Origin of the sequence: Bacillus proteolyticus, assembly GCF_001884065.1 — a bacterium.
Lineage (GTDB): Bacteria > Bacillota > Bacilli > Bacillales > Bacillaceae_G > Bacillus_A > Bacillus_A proteolyticus.
Genome location: NZ_MACH01000055.1, coordinates 201,241 through 223,292, shown reverse-complemented (window position 1 = coordinate 223,292; position 22,052 = coordinate 201,241). Strand labels below are relative to the sequence as shown.

Here is a 22,052-nt window from a genome sequence, read left to right as displayed (position 1 = left end):
AAATTTGAAAGCATAGCTTTTTTATTTTAAATCATAAGAATTTCTCGAATTTCTTCCTCAGTTATGGAGGATAATTTCCCTTCTCCTGGCTCAATTACTTCAGAAATTAAATTTTTCTTCGTTTCTTGTAGTTCATGCATTTTCTCTTCAATTGTTCCGTGGGCTACTAACTTAATAACTTGCACCGTATTTTTTTGTCCCATTCTATATGCTCTATCTGCTGCTTGCTGTTCAACAGCTGGATTCCACCATAAATCATATAATATCACTGTATCTGCACCAGTTAAGTTAAGACCCGTACCACCAGCTTTTAAAGAAATAAGAAATAAATCACCTTCACCTTCGTTAAACCGATTGCATAGCTCTACACGCTCTTGCGAAGGTGTACTCCCGTCTAAATAAAAGTATGGAATCGCTTGACGGTTTAACTCACGACCGATAATGGAAAGCATCTTCGTAAATTGAGAAAAGATTAAAATTCTCTTCCCAGTACTTCTACATTCTTCTAAAATCTCTAACAGTTGTTCAAATTTAGCTGAACTGCCTTTGTAATCATCAACGAATAAAGCGGGATGATTACAAATTTGTCGTAATCTCGTTAAACCAGCTAAAATTCTAATTTTATTTTTACGTAACGTATCTTTATCTAAATGCTTTAACGTTTCTTCCCTTAATTTCGCTAAATATGCAGCATACAATCTCTTTTGATCTGGTAACAACTCCGATGACTGTAAATGCTCTATTTTATCTGGCAACTCATTTAATACGTCCTCTTTTAATCGTCTTAATACGAATGGTTTCACTCGCTTCGCTATATCCTCACGTCTTAAATCACCGAACTCTTTTCTTCCAGGTAATAATTCTGGGAAGACGACATGGAAGATAGACCATAGCTCTTCTAACGAATTTTCTACAGGTGTTCCTGTTAATCCGAAACGATACTCCGCTTGAATCGTTTTCACCGCTTTTGCAGTTTGCGTTGTAGGGTTTTTAAACGCTTGTGCTTCATCAAGAAATAGTGTATGAAACGGTCTTGCATACAACCTTATATCTCTTCTCAGCAATGGATATGACGTAATTATGACATCAAATTCTGCTATATCTTTTAAAATTTTTCGGCGCTCTATTTGATTTCCATCTGCAATAACTGCTCTAATATGCGGGGCGAATTTTTTCAATTCACTCAGCCAATTATAAACGAGGGATGACGGAGAGACGACTAATATAGGCATGTTTTTCTCTCGAATTTCCGGCAAAACAGAATCTATAAAAGCAATGCTTTGCAACGTTTTTCCTAGTCCCATATCGTCTGCTAAAATACCCCCAAAACGATAATGTGCGAGTGTTTTCATCCACTGAAATCCGTATACTTGATACTCTCTCATTTCTGCATTTAACGTATTTGGCACAGCAAACTTTAATTTTTTCGGATTTTGAATATTTTCTACTAACTCTTGAACAGACTCATCTAAACTTAAAACATGTCCTTCGTGAAGTCCGTTCATCCATTTTACACTACGGATAAGCGGAACATTCACTTCTTCCCCATGTAAAAATTCTTTCCGAATACCCGTTTCTTTTACAAATTGATTAATTTCATTAAACTCTTTACTCTCCAGTGATAATAAAGAACCGTTCGCTAATCGGTAATATTTACGTTTCTCTTCAAGAGCTACTAATACCCCTTTAATTTCAGCTTCTGGAATACCTTTTATATCAAAGCGAAATGATAACCAATCAATTCTCTCCTTCCTCCTAACTCTTATAAGAGGAGCTGTGTCTCCTTTATGAATTCGTAATTTGATTGCTGTCGTCGCATAAATATCAACTAAACCTTTTAACGTTGGAACAACATGATATAAAAAATTATACTCAGCTTCTTCATTATGCATAAAATAACCGCCTTCCGTTTTCGCAAAGGCACTTTCACGCATAATGTCTAAAATCTCTTTTTCCTTTTTCTCATCACGATTAAAAACAGACGGCTGTCCATCCTCTTCTAACGGATTAATTAGGACGTTTCCATAGTGAAATTCAAGACCTGCTAATAAGCGATTTTTCACTCGATCTAAATATAATTTCGCTTTTAATGCGGGTGTTTCAACACGATCTGATACTACCTCATCTATTCGCACAGTTCCTAGCTTCATTAACCCTGGTACAACTTTTTCTACAAAGTGCTCCATCTTATCTGCTGGAATATACAATTGGTTACTACTAGAACGATTCATCATTTTTTGTAATTCGATAAGCCGCTTGCAATCCTCAGCGTTCAACTGATACAGTTTCCCTCCAAATAGAGCATAACTATACGTATCCATTACGTCTACTTGTTGTAAGCCGTCAATATAAAGTGTAAACCCACCGTTACTCCCTTTATTAAACTCAAAATGTAAAGGAAGTAGTCCTTTTGAAATTTGTAAACCGTGAAAAGATTGTCCATCTTGATTAAGTCTGACAAACTCAGCTTTAGAAAGGAAAGAAAGCATATCCATCCACGAAGCTGGCGGTATTAAAATCATGCTATCATCTCGTTTTGCATGTACTTCTAGTGTATCTTCATACATTTTTTCATTATGATACATTTTAATAAGTTGCTGAATAATCGTATCCGTTTCTTGCCTAAAGCTATGTACATCTGGTGTGTATGTGAATTCATTAGAACAATTAAAAGGTTCTCTTTTTTCCACATTAGAAAGAAATTCTCTAATATGATTTACGAAATACGTTTTGGCAAGTATCAACTGAATTCCCAGAAGTGCCCCGCCCTTTTTCGTAACTACTGGTGTACAAATAAATTCAACATGAAGTAATTCACGTGTATCAAAGCGGTGTTGTTTACTTTTTGGCCGCAGTGGTTTGTCTGCAAATAACTGAAACATCCCGCTTGTTAATTGTTCATCTCCGCTCATGCTTTCGCTACTAGCGGGGAGCATTCCACCCGTTTGCTGATTATAATTTATTTGTATCAATACTGCTGCAACATGTTGACAATACGTTTGAAAAGAAGCTAACGACGGACAACTACATTTCGCAACAACATCACCTTTTTTAGCTTTTTCTACTGTAACATGAAAATCTTCGTTCCCTTTTACCGTCGCCTCGCAAATTTCTTTATTTTCATCATAATGATTTACTATCACTTTATTTGCTTTATAATAAGCTTCGCCTCTTTTATATGAGGTTTCTCCGCATACTTCTTTAATAATCGATTTGTTTAATGTAAAACTCATTTTTTACACTTCCTTAATTTAAACCAGTTTCTCTCAACTAACATTTTACATGCTCCAAGAGAAAATATAAAATGTAGATTTAACAAAAAAAGATGCTTATTTATAAGCACCTTTTCACTCTATCTCCATCAACCGTTTCGCCTCAAAATACAACACTTGAATAAACTTTTTCGTATTAATTCGCGTATGTCCGGAAGTTGCTACTTCTTCCTTTGTCATTTCTGTCATACGTTTTCTAACTACAGTGAAATCAAAAAATTTCGGAGCATAGCTTTCAAATTTCGGATTTGAAAAATCTGTTAATCCAAGGGAAGCTAAGTGATTTAACGATTGATAAATCGCTCTACGTACCCTTTGTTCAGATGCTTTTCTCTCCTTATCTATATGTGCATCTGAAGCTATATTCTCTAATTTCCTTATAGTTATATGGTGAAAGATATCTTTTAGCGCAGGAAATCCAAAGTCAAATGTTTGTGCTTTTTCTTGTCCATATAAATATTCCAGCATACTAAGTAAATCTTTACTTCCATTCTCTCCCGCAATACCAAGTTCTGATAATAAATAGCGTCCTGAATCCGTTATTTTTTTCCCTTCTTGCATTGGCTCATTTCGAACTTGCGGCTGTTCCCACTTAAAAACGTTATTCAATGATTTTTGAATATCATGTATAGAGCGCTCTAAACGAATACGTTCCATTACTTTACGTACAACAGATATAACCTCAATTTTATTTAATGGTTTTGTAATATAATATTCAACACCAAGTGTATACGCCTCACCTATAAGCTGCTTCGATTCAACTTGAGAAATCATAATAATTTTCCCAGTAAAAGAGGATGCGATATGGAGAACTGTTTCAATGCCGTCTCGCATTGGCATTAATAAATCAATAAATAAAATATCTACTTTTTTAAAATTTAGTTGATCTGCTTCAATAAAAGCTCCGTCTTCCGATTCTCCAATTACTTCCCCAAGATCACCATCTTCAATAATTTGTGAAAGCATGGAGCGGAAAACTTCATCATCATCTACGATATAATAAAACAACTTTATTCCCCTTCCCGCTTTAAACTACACTCCGGCAAACAAACGACAAACTTACAGCCTTCCCCAATTTCCCCATCTTCCAATCTTACTTCTCCTCCGAGCTCAGTTACCATTTCGTTTATGTAAGAAAGTCCAATTCCCGTAGATGGTGTTCCTGTTTGATCATACTTCGAAGTAAACCCTGGCTTAAATACTAGTTTCTTATATTTTTGCGCAATACCAGGCCCATCGTCAATTACTTCAAAAAATATACGTTTATCAATTTTATATAACTTAATAATGATAGCACCACTACCCTCAATTGCTTCAACCGCATTTGCAACTAAATTATTAAAAATTGATAAGACCGTATACACATGATATTCTGCATGCTCACCTTCTATATGTTTAGAAAAACAAATATCTTTTTCCAACATTTCAGCATACTTCTCATTTATTCTCACAATCATTTCTGCAAGCTCATGTCCTTCTACATACTCAGCTACATTTTTATCTAATAATAGTTTAGATAGTCCTGCAAAAATCCTTTGATTATCCTTTTTTATTTCGTGCACTTCTCCTGCTATTTTCAATGCTGTTTTACTACTTGAATCATCGTTCGCTTGTAAATTCCGATATAATTGATACGCTTCTTGTGTAATTAACTCCGCATTTTGCAACGTTTTTTTCAAATGAACAGATTCCACATATAAGTTAGAAAGGTGCATCAACATTTTTTCATTTTCTTTTCGAACTTGTGATTCTTTTAATTTTGTTTCATATAAATTCATCATATTTAAAAAACCAAGTGCAAAGAAACTACGGAAAATAGCAATTATGATTAGTTTATTTATTTCAGAAACTGTTATTGTTGTACTGAGCACTACCATGTGATAAATCGCAAGTTCTGACATACTTGCGATAATTTCAATTGTAATTCCAAGGCACCCAATTACAACTGGATTCTGATGGAACTTATTCACTCTACAAAGCGAAAATAAGCTTCCATAAACAAAATAATAAAAGAACACAGGATAGCGCAAATAAAATGATTCTGTCATATAAAATGAACCTTGCAATACCCAGTCAAGACATACACGGAATAAGACTACAGATATACCAACAAGAATACCTGCAACCGCTGCTGGTATTCTTCTTAAAAATAGTAATAAAAAGAAGAAAAGCGGTGTCCCAAAGCTAACGCGAAACGTATCATTAAAAGGATGAAAATTTAGCTCTCCAGCAATCGGAACAACAACCATTAAAATAATTAAAAGAGATATATCTTTTTTCCATAATTGATTCCAATTCAAAAGTGCCACTTCCTATGTATTTTTTCAATATTATACAAGTAAGCCCGTTTATTATTATAAACGGGCTTTTTTCTATATGTTAACCTTTTCTACCGCTTTTATTTGACGATACTCAGGCGTCCACATTGATTCTTTCACTGCTATCTTAATATCGTTATCACTTAAGTTCTCTCTAGCAACACCTTCTGCAACAGCAACTTTCGCTACTTCAATTGCAACCATTTCAGAGATATTACGTAACTCTTCAACTTCTGGCAAGATAGGTGCTCCTGGTTTACTTGCATCTACCATACTTGCAACTGCTTCAGCAGCTGCTGCGAACATACCATCAGTCATAACGCTTGCACGAACAACAATTGTACCAAGACCTAGTCCCGGGAAAATAAGTGCGTTATTTGACTGCCCAATCACATACGTTACACCGTTATATGTAACTGGTTCAAATGGACTTCCTGTTGCAACTAACGCTCTTCCTTCTGTCCACTCGATTAAATCTGCTGGTTTCGCTTCCGCAAGTGGCGTCGGATTCGACATTGGTAATATAATTGGTCTCTCTATATGAGAAGCCATTTCTTTAATAATTTCCTCTTTAAATGCGCCGGCAACAGTAGATGTACCAATTAAAATTGTCGGTTTTACATGTTTCACAACTTCAGCAAGTCCGATCACACCATTTTGTTTCCACTCACTTACTTCAGCTTCTTTTCTGGCATACGGAATTTGGAAATCAAGAAGATCTTCCATATTATCTGTAACTAACCCGTTACGGTCGATACACCAGAAACGATTATGAGATTCTTCGTCTGATAAGCCGACGCGAACCATTGCATCTCTTACTTGGTCTGCGATACCGATTCCAGCTGTACCAGCACCAAACACCACTACACGGTGTTCACTTAATGGTACACCAGAAGCTTTCACTGCCGATAATACTGCAGCAAGTGAAACTGCACCTGTACCTTGAATATCATCATTAAATGTACAAACGTCATGACGGTATTTATCTAAAATTTTTCGTGCATTGCGAGAACTGAAGTCCTCCCAATGTAAAAGTGCTTTCGGGAACTTATTGCCTACCGCTTGTACAAATGTATCAATAAATTCATCGTAAGCTTCACCAGTTACACGTGGATGACGATTTCCAATATAAAATGGATTGTTCAATAATTCCTCACGATTTGTACCTACATCTAAAATTACTGGTAACACACGACTAGGATCGATTCCAACTGCGGCCGTATATACAGCTAGCTTTCCAATCGCAATGTTAATACCACCAACACCCCAGTCACCAATTCCTAATATACCTTCTCCATCTGTTACAACAACTAAATCAATATTATCAGCTGTTGCACCGATATTTGCAAATGCTTCTTCAATACCTGAAGGATCATTAACTGATAAATAAACACCGCGTGGTTTACGATATTCATGGCTATATCTTTGAATTGCTACACCAACAGTAGGTGTATATACGATTGGTAACATTTCACGTAAATGATTTGTTAAAATACGATAAAATAATACTTCATTTCGATCATGTAACGCTGTTAAGTATACATTCTTTAATAAATCATCCGGCTGAGAACAAAATTGCTCATACGCTCTACGTGCTTGTTCATCTAGCGTTAAAACTGCTGGCGGTAATAACCCTTTTAAACCTAATTCTTCTCTTTCTTCTTGCGTGAAAGCTACCCCTTTATTTAAAAGTGGTGTTGATAATACTTCTACTCCTCTTAATGTCGTTTCTAATGAACCATTAGAAGCCACTGTAAACTTACTCATAACATCCCTACCTCTATTCATATATAACATTTCTATATTGTAAACAAAAAAGAGGGGATTGTCCCCCTCTTCTTTTAATTTTTCTTTAAAAGAGTTGCTCCTGCAATCCCTGGATGTGTCATTTCGAATGGATCTAGAATTAACTCTAATTCTTCTTGTGACAATACACCATTTTTCACACATAGTTCTCGAACGGATTGCCCTGTCGCAATTGCTTCTTTCGCAACGCGAGCTGCTGCTTCATAGCCGATATGAGGGTTCACGGCTGTAATAATTCCTACACTCTTCTCAACATACTCTTTTAGGCGATCTTCATTCGCTTCAATTCCTTTTAAGCAATTATCTGTAAAGGCACGGAAACCGTTATTCATAATGCTAATAGATTGAAGTAAGTTGAAAACAAGTACTGGCTCCATAACATTTAATTCTAATTGTCCTGCTTCTGAAGCAAGGCAAATTGTATGGTCGTTACCAATTACTTGGAACGCAATTTGATTAATTACTTCTGGCATAACAGGGTTTACTTTCCCTGGCATAATAGATGAACCTGGTTGACGAGCTGGTAGCATGATTTCCGCTAATCCAACGCGTGGACCTGATGCCATTAGACGAAGGTCGTTCGCAATTTTAGACATGTTCATCATACATACTTTAAGTGCTGCAGATACTTCAGTGTACGCATCCGTATTTTGGGTTGCATCTACTAAATCTTCTGCACCAACAAGTGGTAGTTCACTAATGGTAGCTAAATGTTTTACAACTGCTTCAATATATTCTGGATCCGCATTTAAGCCTGTACCAACTGCAGTTGCTCCCATATTTACTTCATATAGATGTTGACGTGATTGCTTGATACGTTTCATATCACGTTCAAGTACGCGAGAGTATGCTTTAAATTCTTGTCCAAGACGAATTGGCACAGCATCTTGTAAATGTGTACGACCCATTTTAATAACATGATCGAACTGTTCTGCTTTTAATTCAAATACATCATGCATATAACCCATCGTTTGTAATAAGCCTTCTAATGCATTTAATGTTGCAATATGAATTGCTGTTGGGAATGCATCATTTGTTGATTGCGCCATATTTACATGACTGTTTGGACTAATATAATGATAGTCTCCCTTTTCCATTCCTAATAATTCAAGAGCACGATTGGCAATGACTTCATTTGCGTTCATATTCATTGAAGTTCCTGCACCGCCTTGAATTGGATCAACGATGAAATGATCATGCCATTTCCCATCAAGGATTTCTTGTGATGCTTCTGCGATAGCACCACCCTTTTTCAATTCCAATCTTCCTACATCTGTATTAGCAAGTGCTGCCGCTTTTTTTACAATTGCTAACGCTTTAATTAAACCTTCATGGACTTTATATCCTGTAATTGGGAAATTCTCTACTGCACGCATTGTTTGTACACCGTAGTACGCATAATTTGGCACTTCTTTTTCACCTAAAAAATCTTTTTCAATTCGTACTCCATTTTTAACTTCAGTTAATGTTGACATGACTTTTCACTCCTTAACGATTTCTTATGCTGCTTTTGTTTGTTTGACTGTTTCTACATATTGTTTTGCTTTTTCATCATCGAATTCGCCTTCCCACTTCGACATAACAATGGCCGCTAATGCATTTCCTAATACATTGACAGCTGAGCGAATCATATCTAAAATACGGTCAATTCCCGCAATTAATGCGATGCCTTCTAGCGGTAAGCCCATTGATCCTAACGTCGCTAATACAACAACGAATGATGCACCCGGAACTCCCGCCATACCTTTGGATGTTAACATGAGAACGAATAATAACGTTATTTGCTCTGTCAGTGACATGTGCACACCATACATTTGTGCAACAAACAATGCCGCTAACGCTTGATAAATAGCCGATCCAGTCAAATTAAATGTATAACCTGTCGGAATTACGAAAGAGGCAACTGCCTTTGGACAACCGAACTCTTCCATTTTTCTCATTATATTAGGTAAAACAGCTTCTGAACTTGCTGTCGTAAATGAAAGAATAAGTTCTTCTTTTAAAATTTTCATTAATGTAAAAATGTTTACGCCAACCATTCGTGCATTAATACCTAATACAATCACAACGAATAGTATAACAGTTACGTATACAGCTAGCACTAGTTTTCCTAAAGGAAGTAGTGTTGCTACACCAAATTTTGCAACCGTAACAGCAATTAATGCGAATACACCAAATGGTGCGAATTTCATCACTTGATTTGTAACCCAAAACATCGCTTCGAGTACACCTTCAAAAAAGTTAAAAACAGGCTTTCCCTTTTCACCGATTGCTGCAACTCCTAAACCGAATAGTACTGAGAAGAATATAATCGGTAATAAGTCACCTTGTGTAATAGACTCAAATATATTTTTCGGTACAATATGAACAATCGTTTCTGCGAAGCCTTTCTTCTCTGTTGCATCTGCTGTTTGTTTATAAGAAGAAATATCACTTTGCTGTAAATTACTCATATCAACGCCAGTACCTGGTTGGAATATATTTGCCGCAAGTAATCCCATTAAAATAGCAATCGTCGTAATAATTTCGAAATAAAGAATTGTCTTCCCGCCCAGTTTCCCAAGCTTCTTCATATCTCCTACACCAGCTACCGCAACAATTAATGCTGAAATAACAATCGGTACTACAATCATTTTAATTAAGTGAATAAATATATCCCCAATTGGTGTGATATAAGAAATCGCCGTTTTATTGCCATAAAAGATTGCCCCTACTACAATCCCTAAAACAAGTGCGACAAAAATTTGTGTTGCCAATCCGAATTTTTTCATTTATGTTCATCCCCTTCATGCGAACGCTTTCATTTAATATTTATAAAAGCTTACTCACACATGATATAAGTGAACCTACAAAATCATACAAAAACCTACAAGTTCGTCACAAAAAATTCAATTTTTTTCTTATATTTTTCATTGACACCATTTTGTTAAAAAGCGATAAAATATACTTGATAAGTAATCGGATTATTTTGTATAATCAAAAAGATATACACTTACAATAAATTGGAATGAAAAGGAGTGGATGTTATGAAAAATTATGTACAGAAATTCAGCCTATCTTCTTCTTTTCTTTTTCATTTTCTCAGCAAGGAACAAGGGCATTCGCCTTTGTTCCTTTTTTATTGCCATTTATATAGGGGGAATTGTTATGAAACCATATAAACGCGTCTTAATTAAACTGAGCGGTGGCGCACTTGCTGATCAATCTGGAAATAGCTTTAACTCCAAACGATTAGAGCATATCGCAAACGAAATTATATCCATTATTGACCTAGATATCGAAGTATCCATTGTCATCGGCGGCGGTAACATTTTCAGAGGTCATCTAGCTGAAGAATGGGGAATTGATCGTGTAGAAGCTGATAATATCGGTACGCTAGGTACGATTATTAACAGCTTAATGCTTCGCGGCGTTTTAACAAGTAAAACAGATAGAGAAGTACGTGTTATGACTTCCATCCCTTTTAATGCAGTAGCTGAGCCATACATTCGCTTGCGTGCAGTACATCATTTAGATAACGGCTATATCGTCATTTTTGGAGGCGGGAATGGGCAGCCATTCGTTACGACAGATTATCCAAGTGTACAAAGAGCCATTGAAATGAATAGCGACGCCATTTTAGTCGCAAAACAAGGGGTCGACGGCGTCTTTACAAGTGATCCGAAACATAACAAATCAGCGAAAATGTACAGTAAACTGAACTATAACGATATTGTTAGGCAAAACATACAAGTAATGGACCAAGCCGCTTTGTTGCTTGCTCGAGATTATAATTTACCGGCACACGTCTTTAACTTTGATGAGCCTGGAGTGATGAAAAGAATTTGTTTAGGTGAGCATGTCGGGACGTTGATTAATGATGATGCGTCGATGCTTGTGCATGAAAAATAGTTATTTTCATTAACAAAAGGGTGCCTTTTATAGACACCCTTTTGTTAATCATCACAAATAAAAATCAACCCATCCAACTACTTTCTCTTTACAACGCTCCCAGAAAGATAAGTTGTCAAAAAATGTTTCTGTCATCTCTTTCGAATCACCAATGTCTTGCGTTAACGCCTCATTCACTTGCGCTATGATAGGTCCACCGTGAATATACAAATTCATCTCATCATTTATATAGAAGCTACGTGCAGTTATGTTCGTTGTACCGATAACAGTTAATTCATTATCAATCAGCATTAACTTTCCATGAAACATCCCTTTTTTATAACCATACACAGTAATCCCATTTTTAACAGCTTGACGGATGTAAGGATATGCCGCCTCTTTAATAAGAGGTATATCCGGTTTATATGACCAAAGTATTTTCACTGTAACACCACGCTTTTGCGCTCCAATTAAAGCATTCATTAATTCTTTATTTTTCGCTATAAAATATGGTGTTGTAATGACAATTGAATGCTTCGCTTGGTCTATTAACTCTATATATTTTTCAGCGACGTGGTGTCCATTGTAACTAGTCATAGTATGTAATGTGTTCCCTTTACTAGCTTTATTCGTACTTCTCTTTATATCTTCTTTCGTATCTCGTTTCCAATCTAAAGCAAACTGTTCCTCTAAGTCCTTTGCTCCTTCTCCTCTTATCCGCACATGATAGTCACGCCAATATCCAAAACGCTTATCTTTCCCTAAGTACTCATCCCCCATATTAAAGCCACCCGTATAGCCAATCCCCCCATCAATCGTCGTAATACGGCGATGATTACGATGGTGCAGTGAATAAAATCCGAATGGCAATTCAGGTTTTCTACTATATGTAAAATGTACACCACTTTCCCGCAATTCATTTTTCATCTTTCTTTCAAATGATAAATCATTAATGCGATCAACTGATAAATAGACGTTTACTCCTTCTTTTGCCTTCTCTTTTAATAAGTTTAAAAAAGTATGGCTACTTTTATCATCCGACAAAATAAAAAAATACGTGTAAATAGATTGCTTCGCTTCTCTTACATCAGTAAATAACTTTTTATAAAATGACTTTCCTTCTACATATAATTGAAAATCACTATAATGAGGCGCGTACTCTGTCGGCATATTTTTTCCGGCTTCCATTTTTCTTCCGAGCGTAACGTCAATATGCATCCAAATTAATATAAAAATAACAATAGCCATAATAATAGAAGTAACTCGCAATATTTTTTTAATCATTTTGATTTCCTTCCGCTCAAATTACGTTCTACTCCGTAGTGTTTCATTTAAATATGTTTTCATACGAAATGTAGTTCTTAATTTTTATCGATGTTAAACAGGTAAAGGAGAGAAGAGTATGAGAAAAGGAAAAATCCCTATTATTTTTATCCCAGGTCTTTTCGGTTCAATGAGTAATATTATTATTCCGGATACTGGTAATTGGAGCTTTGGACTTTCTTCGTTTATCTATGAACCATTCATCATGATGTTAGAAAGTATAGGCTATGAACGAAATAAAAACCTGTTTATCTGTTTTTATGACTGGCGTCAGCGTATTGCTGTTTCTACTCAAAAATATTTATTAAAAACGATTGCTTATGTTAAAGAATTTACAGGGTACGATAAACTAAATTTAGTTTGTCATAGTATGGGTGGACTTCTTGCACGTTCTTACGTTCAAAGTGAAGAATATGAAAATGATGTGGAGCAACTTATTATACTCTGTACACCAAACGCTGGATCTCCTCCCAATTATAGTTATTGGACTGGGGGTAGTCTCCCTGTTCATGCCTCTTCTAAAATAAATATTGTTCATTTTTATATGGAACAATACATTCACTACGTAAGCACCTTACACAAAATGAATAAAATTGAAGCAATACACCGTTACTTTCCAGGATTACAAGATGTTATTCCTTGTAAAGATTACGGAAATTATTTATTTATAAGATCCGGCTCTTCTATTACATTTCTTCCTTATAACAAGATGAAAACGAAAAATCCTTTCCTCGATACATTAAATAAAAATAGATTTATTATCGAGAAAAGAAATATTGAAACTACACTCATTGCAGGAGATGGAGTAGAAACGATTCAATATTTACAAGTCGTCCCTTCATATTCAAAACTGGAATGGACAGACGGAAAAGTCGTCGGTGATATACTTACAAAACATGGTGATGGTAACGCTGTTCTACATAGCGTTTTTCTTCTAGAGGGAAATAAATATGTTGTGCATGCTTCACATAACGAAGTGCTCTACAAAAGCATTCCTATATTACAAAAGATACTTTAAATTACGAATACAAAAAAGGTGTGGCATTGCGCCACACCTTTTCATTAAATGAAGTTCCTTGCATCATTATTTCTTCCAAACTTATAAATCGCAATTAAGAAGAATGCTATCGCGAAAGCGAATAAGATTAAAATGTTTAAATACAACTCTGAAAACGGAATTCCTTGCTGTAATTTCGAAATCGTGTCCATTAGCCAGCGTTGCGGTAAAAAATCAGCTATTTTTTGTACTGTTTTCGGCATAATATCATATGGAAAATAACATCCCGCTAATAAACATGTCGGTACAATAACAACATTTTGCATCGCATTTGAAGCAGTTGAACTTTTTGAAAAAGACACAATGACTAATGATAAACCAATTGCGATTAAAGCAAATATCATGAGTACACCAATCATCACTGTGAAAGGCATATTTATATTTGTATGGAAAACATACTTCATAAATAATACGGCAATTACAATTTGCACTGTTAGTATAATCATATTCACCGCGACATTAGATAATATAAATTTCTTTCCATCTATCGGTGTCGATAATAATCTAAAATACGTTCTGTTCTCTTTTTCTTTTAAAATAATTCCAGATAAATTCGCTGCCGAAAATAGCATAAACATGATAAGATAACCAATCGTTTGATTTGTCATATCCTTATTTTTCGAAGTATCTTCAAGTGTCTCTGCTTTTACTTTAAATGAACTTTTTTGATAACCAGCGTACATACTATCAAACGTACTTTGATCCGCCCCTGCCACTTTACTAATCGCAGCTATATTATCAACATAGTTATATAAATATGATTTTATAAATACTGTTACTTGATCACCTTTAATCGATGAAACTTCAATATGACTCGGTTTCCCTGCTCGAACACTTTCGGAAAAACCAGACTGTAATGTAATAACACCATCAAGTTTTTTTGAAATGAGTTTATCTTCCACTTCGGATTCCTTAATTTTACTAACATTTACATGATTGAGTCCTTCTAAAAATTTTACTGTATCATTTGCGATAGGCTGATTTTCTTTATTTATAACCCCAATATTTAACGTTCCTTGCCCTACATTACCATATATTGAAAAAGAAATGAGTGTTCCTATTATCGGCAAACTTACAATAAGTAATAATCCTTTTTTATTTTTAAAAAGCGCAGCTAATGTTTTTCGTATGAGCCATAAAATATCTTTCATATTACAGCCCCTCCCGTCTACGTAATGCGATAATCGCAATTAATAAAAAGATTGCTGAAATTCCAAGATTTAAAGAAATAACCGGCAGTGCTGCTCCTATGTCATTTGCATAAATAATTTTCATAATAGCTGTGTTGGCCCACGTTAATGGTGATAAATTCGTAACGACATTTTCTTCCACTACGAAATACGCACCACCAAAAATAGAAGCTAATTGCACAACAACCATAATAATTGCTCTAGATGCCTCACCTGTTTTTGTAATAAATCCGATTCCTAAACCGAAACTAATTGCTAGAAAGACTTCTGTTAGTAAAATAATAAATATGATTCCAAGATGGTCGCCCCAATTCGCTTGAAAAACAAATTTACTAAATATAACGACGAGTAATAGACAAAGTGCATTTGCTACAAGACTACCGAGCACTTTCCCAATGAAAATTTCAGCCTTACTTATAGGTGCTGCAATTAAACGATCTCCTGTTTTACGTACTCGTTCTCCTCGAATTAAAAAACTCGCACCCATTGCAGCATACAATGCAATCATTGTCGTCATTACAACCGCGTAGTAATCCATAGAACCTGGTTTTTTAGCAGCTTGTAAAGATGTTTCTTTAATATAATCATTATGATTTCCATTTGAAATAACTGTGCTAACCTTACTTGGATCTACTTTTGCAACTTCTGCCGCTACATTGTACTTATCAACAAATGTCGTAAGCATTCCTTCAACAATACTTCCTTCAATACTACTTCTGTCGCTTCCGTAAAATTTCGCACCATCTTTATTCAATTCTACATATGCAGCATATTTATTTTGCTTCACTTCTTCTTTCCCCTCTATACCTTCGGAAGCTTTTTTAAAATGGATACCCGATTTATCGACCTCTTTCGTAAATGCTTCATATGATTGAGAAAACGTGCTTCCCGCTTCATCTTTATAAAGTACTTGTATATCTTTAATCGAATGACTATCGCTATTAAATGCGTTACTTAACGCTGTTCCTAATACAAGCATAAGCACAATCGGAAATGCTAACATAAAAACTAAAGTTCTTACGTCCCTGAAATCTCTTTTAATGTGCATAACTGCAATATTGAAGATGTTCAATCGATGAACCTCCCTTTTCCTATTCTTACAATCACTTTATTTATCTCGTAAGTTTCTTCCGGTCAATGTAAGGAATACTGTTTCTAAATTCGGAGCCTGCTCTTCTAATGAACGAATTTCAATATCATGATTAATAAAGTGTTGAATAATTTTATTTAAATTATTTAATCCTGCATCAGAATTTACTTTGATTACGTTCTCTTCAATTTGAACAGCTTTCACACCGTTTATCTCTTTTAATTTTTCGACGTCTAGATTTTCTACTGACTTCACTTCAATCCAAATGTCTTTCGTATCGGTAATAATCGCTTTTAACTGTTCTTTCGTGCCTTCTGCAATTACTTTACCGTGATCTACAATTGCTATTTTCGTACAAATCTCTTCTACTTCTTCCATGTAGTGACTTGTATAAATAATCGTACTTCCCATTTCATTTAATTTCCGAACAGACTGAAGGATATAGTTTCTTGACTGTGGATCAATTCCAACTGTCGGTTCATCCATAATAATTAACTTCGGTCTATGAGCGATTGCACAAGCGATATTCAGCCTTCGTTTCATCCCGCCAGAAAAGTTTTTCGGGTAACTTTTATGTTTATCACTAAGGCCTACAAATTGAAGTGCTTCCTCTACTCTCGCTTTTAGCTCGGCTCCTCGTAATCCATACAATCCAGCAAAGAATTTCACATTTTCATAGGCAGTTAACTCTTCATAAATCGCAATATCTTGCGGAACGATACCAATATTCATTTTCGCAAATCGATTATGTTTCTTTATATTTTTTCCTAGTATGCTAATTTCACCTTCATTACTTCTTAATAAGCCAGCAATCATATTAATTGTTGTACTTTTACCAGCACCATTTGATCCTAAAAATCCAAATATTTCTCCTTCTTTAATAGATAAAGACATATTATCTACCGCGATGAAATCACCAAATTTTTTCGTTAAATTTTTAATTTCTAATGTGTTCATCATTTCACCCCTATTTCGGTTTCTCTGCTTTTATCCCGCTATTTGCTATCAGTAAGACTCCCACTGATTGAAGTTTCACTTTATTATAAGCAAAAAGAATGAACCTGCTCAGTGCAGAAGTTCACTCTTTTCACATGAGATTATTCACTTTTTTCATATGAGATGATTCATCCCTCATATCGGCAACAACATCGTTACTGAAAAACCACTTGTTCCATCTATAATAATTTTTCCGTTTACTGATGCTGTTCGCTCCTCCATCCCCATAATCCCGAGACCTTTCTTAACAAGAGCTGCACCTTTTCCATTATCCTTTACTTGTACTTTGATCATCTTGTTCAGTACATGAATATCGATTGAAATGACTGTCGCATCAGCATATTTCATCGCGTTTGTTAGTGCCTCCATAACATTTTCACCGATAATCTTCCACTGAATCGGTGAAATCATATCTAAGTTCCCTTTATATACGAATGGAATATTTATATCATGCTTACCAGCAAATTCCTCTATGAATAATTTCATACGATGAATTCCAATTTGTTCAGTTGGCGGCTTCATATTTTTTAATGTAATCCGAATGCTTTCGATTCCATCTTTTGAAATATGAATGGCATTTTGTAATAATTCCGCAGATTTTTCTTTATCTATTTCCATTAATCTCTTTGCTGCTTCCATTTGAATTAGTGCACCTGTCATTGAGTGACCGATTTTATCATGAATTTCTTGAGATAGTCGATTTCTCTCTTCTAACTTAAATGTGTACTCTGATTGCCTTATGTACTCTTTATTTTCATTTAGGCTTTTCGTCAGTCGTTGCATATCTTTTCGCATCTTATCATTTTGTGATTCAAGCTTTAATACACGAGGGATATAACGATCTGCCATAGTTAAAATGAGAAAAGAAAATGCAACAATTAATCCATAGGTCATTCGAATACTTTCATCTGTAATCGTAATTGGGAGCATCATAATCACAAAGCGTGACCAATTCTTTTCTATGTAATGGAATGTAATTTCGTATAAGTTCAAAGGTAAAAACAAAATAAAAAATGGATGAACCCTCCATGTTAATAACATAACTACACTAATTGAAATACAGATTAATATTTTTTTGTACGTATCTTTTTTAAATATAGAGATCAGCACGTTTACAGAAAGATATAAAAGCAAAGCAAATATAACCCATGGTAAGTTCGTAACATTTGAATGTATGTAACTGAACACAATATATATAAAGACAATTAATTTACTTACAGTTAACCAAAATTCCATATCATTAATCTACTTTCCCTGTTAAGTAGTAAATCGCAATTTGTGTGCGGTGTTCAAGTCCCGTTTTCCCTAAAACTGATGTAATATAATTTGCGATTGTTCCTTCAGATATAAAAAGCTGTTTCGAAATTTCTTTATTTGAGAAACCTTTTGCAATTAATGCGATAATACTAAGCTCCCTTTCTGTGAAAAGGCTCTTATCAATTTTACATTCTTCCTCTTTACTTTCCATTAAATTAGACTTAATTTTATCAAGGACTACATCTTGCATAACAGTTTGACCGTTATATACTCCTTTTATCGCATCACGAATACGCTCCGGATCGTTATTTTTTAATAAATAACCTTTCGCTCCGTTTTTTACTGCATCCAAAATATATTCATCATCATCAAACGTCGTTAAAATAAGCGGTTTTGTTTTTGTCTCTTCACAAATTATTTTCGTCGCCTCTACCCCGTTCATGTTTGGCATACGAACATCTAAAAGCGCAATATCAACTTCATGCTTTTTACAATACGCTACAGCTTCTTTTCCATCATTTACAGTATCTAATACTTCGAACTCTTCATATGTATTTAAAATAATTTTCATACCTTCTCTAATAAAAGAATTATCATCGGCTATTAATATTTTAATTTTCATGTTTGTTAGTATGGACCTTATCCTACTAACATTCACATCCTTTCTCCATGTAGCATTTCCTCTTTGCTCATTATATACTTCTCTTTACCATTTTTTCACACCTTTTTCATATAGCCCTCCTGCTAAAAATATATTATTCTTTTTTTACAAAATGTGTAGGGTGACTTATCATTCTTTACGTCTATATAATAGAATGCGTCAAAAAGGAGGGAGAGACCGATTGAGGAAAAACAATTAATTGAAAAAGCACAGCAAGGAAGCGAGCATGCTTTTCGTATCCTTGTACAAACATATCGTCATTATATTTTTCAAGTTATCTTTTCTATTTTAAGACATGAAGAAGATGCTAAAGATGTTACACAAGAAGTATTCGTAAAAATTCACAACTCTCTCCCAAATTATCAATTTCGCGGATTAAAAACGTGGATGGCACGTATTGCCACCAATCACGCTATTGATTATAAGAGAAAGAAAGCTAGAGAAAACGAAGAACTCTCCTTATGTAAAGAAACAGAGGAAAATATAAAATCCTCTCATAACATTGAAGCTTTACTATTGACGAAAGAGCAAAAATTACTCATTGCTCAAAAACTAAGAGAACTTCCCGACAATTACCGTGACGTCGTTCTCGCGCATTACTTAGAGGAAAAAAGTTATCAAGAAATTGCTTTCCAAGAAAACATCGAAGTGAAAACGGTCGAAATGAAACTGTATCGGGCAAGAAAATGGATTAAAAAACATTGGAAGGAGGAAGAGTTTCTATGATGCATTATTCAAAAGAAGATTGGCACAAGTATACATTAGATGTTATAGCAAGCAATGAACGTGAATCTATGGAAGAGCACCTTTATGAATGTGATCATTGTTTAGCACTTTATATGGAAAATATTGATGAACAACATGAAAACCTTCCAATGATAAATGATGATTCATTTACGAACGAAGTTATATCGCAAATTAATTTCGAAACGTTACAGCCTAATGAAAATATGAAATCAAACCAGCTAAAGCGTACGATTATTCACTACATAATTGCGACGGCGGCTACAATTATTTTTATGGTAAGTGGTTTATTCCATTATATTTTCACAGCGACATCAAATTTCGAAAAATCTTCGAAACACAATGAGACTTCTATCTCACAACAAATTGTAAACAAATCGGTAGACACACCAAAAAAGGACGGAGGTTCAAAGCATGAATAAAAACCCCTTTTTAGCACTTGTATTAGGGCTAATTCCTGGGCTTGGACATTTATACTTAAAAAAGCTAGGACGGTTTATTTTATATAGCGGAGGATCTTTATTTCTATTCTCCTTTGCAGTATTTTGTACCATAGTAGTAAGAGAACGTGATATTGCTTTTCTTTCTCTATTTTTACTAGCTGTTCTATGGGTAATTAACTTACTAGATTTAGTTATCACCATTATAAAACAAACGAAAAAACAAGAAACTGGAGAATTGATAAATTCCTCTAAAGAGAGCGAACGATTTTATATCATTCTCCTATCCATCATCCCTGGACTTGGCCATTTCCAATTAGGACTTATGCAACGTGGTCTTACATTTTTAGTCGCTTGCGCTGGCTTGGGCAGCATGATTATATTTGTGACTTTATTAACATCTCAAGGAAGTTTCCTTATCTTTCTTATTACGTTACCTGTTTTATGGATTTATAATTTCTTCGATGTCGTTCAGCAACTACAGAAAAAAGAACGTGGCGAGCAACTAGATGATCGCACTATTTTCGAAGATTTTGAAGAACATCGGGAACAAGGAAAGAAAAGTAAAACATTTGCTTCTATTTTAGCGATGTTCCCTGGAGCAGGACATATGTATTTAGGTTTACAACGTCGTGGTCTTCAGCTTATGGCAGCCTTTTTACTATCTATTTATTTACTCGATTTATTACGACTCTCTGCATTTTTATTTTTAGTACCAATCATTTGGTTCTATAGCTTTTTTGATGCGTTACAGCAAACAGCAAAATACGGAAAAGAACGAGTACAAGACGAACCAATTATCGATTATTTTATAAATCATCAAAGATGGATTGGTATCGGATTAATCGCATTAGGTGTTTATTATTTATTAGATCAAACAGTCCTTCCTATTTTGAATGATTATTTTGTAACTATATTTAATATTCATCTTAGTGAACTATATTATCGCTATTTCCAAACATCTATCGTTGCGCTCCTTTTAATTGGCGGCGGCTTTAAATTGTTACTTGGAAATAAAGAAAACAAAGGTGGGACAAGCGAATGAGGACTTGGCGTGTTGGAACATTCTCAATGGGGCTTTCTATTATATCGTTAGGATGCTTTTTACTATTTTCAGTCGTAAAAGGAATTCAAGTATTAGATACACTAACTGCATGGTGGCCAGTTTTACTTATCATACTTGGAGCTGAAGTTTTACTATACCTTTTATTTTCTAAGAAGGAACAATCATTTATTAAATATGATATTTTTAGCATTTTCTTTATCGGCGTTTTAGGAAGCGTCGGAATTGCTTTTTACTGTTTATTATCAACTGGATTACTAGAAGAAGTTCGTCACTCTATTAACACAACGAGACAAACGAGTAATATTCCAGACGGACAATTTGATATATCTGAATCTATCAAAAAAATCGTAGTAGATGCAGGACATCAACCTCTAACGATAGAGGGAAATAATACAAATCAAATTCATCTTTTGGGAACTTATGAAATGACGACGAAAGCAAATGAAAAACTCAATTTAAAACGAGATGATTTCCTTTCAGTTCAAACGGCTGGAGAAACGATGTATATCACTTTAAAATCATTACCTGTTCAGCATACGTTATTTAATTCAGCACCACAGGTGAAACCAACGCTTGTTCTTCCGCAAAATAAAAATGTGGAAATCCGTGCTTCAAATAACGAACTATCTCTTTATCCAGGTCAATTACAAAATAATTGGTTTGTACAGGAAAGCTCAAGAGTGTCTATCCATCTTGCAAAAGAGAGTGATGTATCTTTAACAGCAGTAACGAATCAAAAAGAAACACATGGAAGTACACCTTGGGAACAAGTAGAAGATTTAACGAAAAAAGAAAATAATTCTTCAGAAGAACATCCAGAATTAAACAACCAAGAACATTGGTATAAAAATTCAATTAAAACTGGAAATGGCACGTACAAGTTAAATATTGAGAAAGCTTATAATTTAAATATGAGCGTTATTGAAAAATAAGAAAAACCTTCCGCAATTGCGGAAGGTTTT

At 34.8% G+C, this 22,052-nt stretch carries 18 protein-coding genes; 6 read left to right on the top strand and 12 right to left on the bottom strand.

The genetic code is table 11. The features are described from left to right. Positions 1 to 26: 26 nt before the first annotated feature. The 6 genes from BAQ49_RS09210 to BAQ49_RS09185 all read right to left on the bottom strand — a co-directional run bounded on the left by BAQ49_RS09210 (position 27) and on the right by BAQ49_RS09185 (position 10,167). Positions 27 to 3,233, bottom strand: coding sequence for a DEAD/DEAH box helicase (locus tag BAQ49_RS09210; protein ID WP_071745071.1), 3,207 nt, complete (start codon positions 3,231 to 3,233; stop codon positions 27 to 29). 114 nt (positions 3,234 to 3,347) lie between these two features. Then, entirely contained in the window at positions 3,348 to 4,280 is a 933-nt protein-coding gene (locus BAQ49_RS09205) for a response regulator (RefSeq protein WP_071745070.1), read from the bottom strand. 2 nt (positions 4,281 to 4,282) lie between these two features. Further along, a complete protein-coding gene (locus BAQ49_RS09200) occupies positions 4,283 to 5,581 on the bottom strand; it encodes an ATP-binding protein (protein WP_098888141.1) in 1,299 nt (432 codons plus the stop codon). Positions 5,582 to 5,644: 63 nt separating this feature from the next. After that, a complete protein-coding gene (malS, locus tag BAQ49_RS09195; RefSeq protein ID WP_071745140.1) occupies positions 5,645 to 7,357 on the bottom strand; it encodes an oxaloacetate-decarboxylating malate dehydrogenase in 1,713 nt (570 codons plus the stop codon). 74 nt (positions 7,358 to 7,431) lie between these two features. Next, the gene (gene aspA, locus BAQ49_RS09190) at positions 7,432 to 8,871 is read right to left on the bottom strand and encodes an aspartate ammonia-lyase (RefSeq protein WP_071745068.1); all 1,440 of its coding nucleotides are present in this window, start codon (positions 8,869 to 8,871) and stop codon (positions 7,432 to 7,434) included. A 24-nt stretch (positions 8,872 to 8,895) separates the two neighbouring features. Next, positions 8,896 to 10,167: a cation:dicarboxylate symporter family transporter gene (locus BAQ49_RS09185; RefSeq protein WP_060751549.1), complete on the bottom strand. Its 1,272-nt coding sequence runs from the start codon at positions 10,165 to 10,167 to the stop codon at positions 8,896 to 8,898. A 376-nt stretch (positions 10,168 to 10,543) separates the two neighbouring features. Between BAQ49_RS09185 and pyrH the strand changes: the two genes are divergently transcribed. Continuing rightward, positions 10,544 to 11,287 (top strand): UMP kinase, encoded by a 744-nt coding sequence (pyrH, locus tag BAQ49_RS09180; RefSeq protein WP_071745067.1) that lies wholly within the window; start codon positions 10,544 to 10,546, stop codon positions 11,285 to 11,287. Between the two features lie 51 nt (positions 11,288 to 11,338). Here pyrH and BAQ49_RS09175 read toward each other — a convergent pair whose 3' ends face one another. Next, positions 11,339 to 12,550 (bottom strand): phospholipase D-like domain-containing protein, encoded by a 1,212-nt coding sequence (locus BAQ49_RS09175; RefSeq protein WP_071745066.1) that lies wholly within the window; start codon positions 12,548 to 12,550, stop codon positions 11,339 to 11,341. 118 nt (positions 12,551 to 12,668) lie between these two features. On the opposite strand from BAQ49_RS09175, the gene BAQ49_RS09170 reads away from it, so the two are divergent. After that, complete coding sequence (locus tag BAQ49_RS09170) at positions 12,669 to 13,607, top strand: esterase/lipase family protein (protein WP_071745065.1); 939 nt, start codon at positions 12,669 to 12,671, stop codon at positions 13,605 to 13,607. Positions 13,608 to 13,651: 44 nt separating this feature from the next. Here BAQ49_RS09170 and BAQ49_RS09165 read toward each other — a convergent pair whose 3' ends face one another. From BAQ49_RS09165 to BAQ49_RS09145, 5 genes are all read right to left on the bottom strand, one after another. Beyond that, a complete protein-coding gene (locus tag BAQ49_RS09165; RefSeq protein ID WP_071745064.1) occupies positions 13,652 to 14,797 on the bottom strand; it encodes an ABC transporter permease in 1,146 nt (381 codons plus the stop codon). A 1-nt stretch (position 14,798) separates the two neighbouring features. Continuing rightward, positions 14,799 to 15,908, bottom strand: coding sequence for an ABC transporter permease (locus BAQ49_RS09160; protein ID WP_071745063.1), 1,110 nt, complete (start codon positions 15,906 to 15,908; stop codon positions 14,799 to 14,801). Positions 15,909 to 15,944: 36 nt separating this feature from the next. Continuing rightward, positions 15,945 to 16,883: an ABC transporter ATP-binding protein gene (locus BAQ49_RS09155; RefSeq protein ID WP_002148977.1), complete on the bottom strand. Its 939-nt coding sequence runs from the start codon at positions 16,881 to 16,883 to the stop codon at positions 15,945 to 15,947. 174 nt (positions 16,884 to 17,057) lie between these two features. Then, the gene (locus BAQ49_RS09150; protein WP_071745062.1) at positions 17,058 to 18,158 is read right to left on the bottom strand and encodes a sensor histidine kinase; all 1,101 of its coding nucleotides are present in this window, start codon (positions 18,156 to 18,158) and stop codon (positions 17,058 to 17,060) included. A gap of 4 nt (positions 18,159 to 18,162) precedes the next feature. After that, positions 18,163 to 18,801: a response regulator transcription factor gene (locus BAQ49_RS09145; protein WP_046959036.1), complete on the bottom strand. Its 639-nt coding sequence runs from the start codon at positions 18,799 to 18,801 to the stop codon at positions 18,163 to 18,165. Positions 18,802 to 19,020: 219 nt separating this feature from the next. On the opposite strand from BAQ49_RS09145, the gene BAQ49_RS09135 reads away from it, so the two are divergent. From BAQ49_RS09135 to exsE, 4 genes are read left to right on the top strand one after another with little or no spacing between them, the layout of a single operon-like run. Continuing rightward, positions 19,021 to 19,566, top strand: a complete 546-nt coding sequence (locus tag BAQ49_RS09135; protein ID WP_341865881.1) for an RNA polymerase sigma factor — start codon at positions 19,021 to 19,023, stop codon at positions 19,564 to 19,566. Next, the gene (locus BAQ49_RS09130) at positions 19,563 to 20,006 is read left to right on the top strand and encodes a hypothetical protein (protein WP_071745059.1); all 444 of its coding nucleotides are present in this window, start codon (positions 19,563 to 19,565) and stop codon (positions 20,004 to 20,006) included. The genes BAQ49_RS09135 and BAQ49_RS09130 overlap by 4 nt, the downstream gene beginning before the upstream one ends. Beyond that, complete coding sequence (locus BAQ49_RS09125; RefSeq protein ID WP_071745058.1) at positions 19,999 to 21,069, top strand: hypothetical protein; 1,071 nt, start codon at positions 19,999 to 20,001, stop codon at positions 21,067 to 21,069. Before BAQ49_RS09130 ends, BAQ49_RS09125 begins: the two co-directional genes overlap by 8 nt. Continuing rightward, complete coding sequence (exsE, locus tag BAQ49_RS09120; protein ID WP_071745057.1) at positions 21,066 to 22,022, top strand: exosporium protein ExsE; 957 nt, start codon at positions 21,066 to 21,068, stop codon at positions 22,020 to 22,022. The genes BAQ49_RS09125 and exsE overlap by 4 nt, the downstream gene beginning before the upstream one ends. Positions 22,023 to 22,052 lie beyond the last annotated feature (30 nt).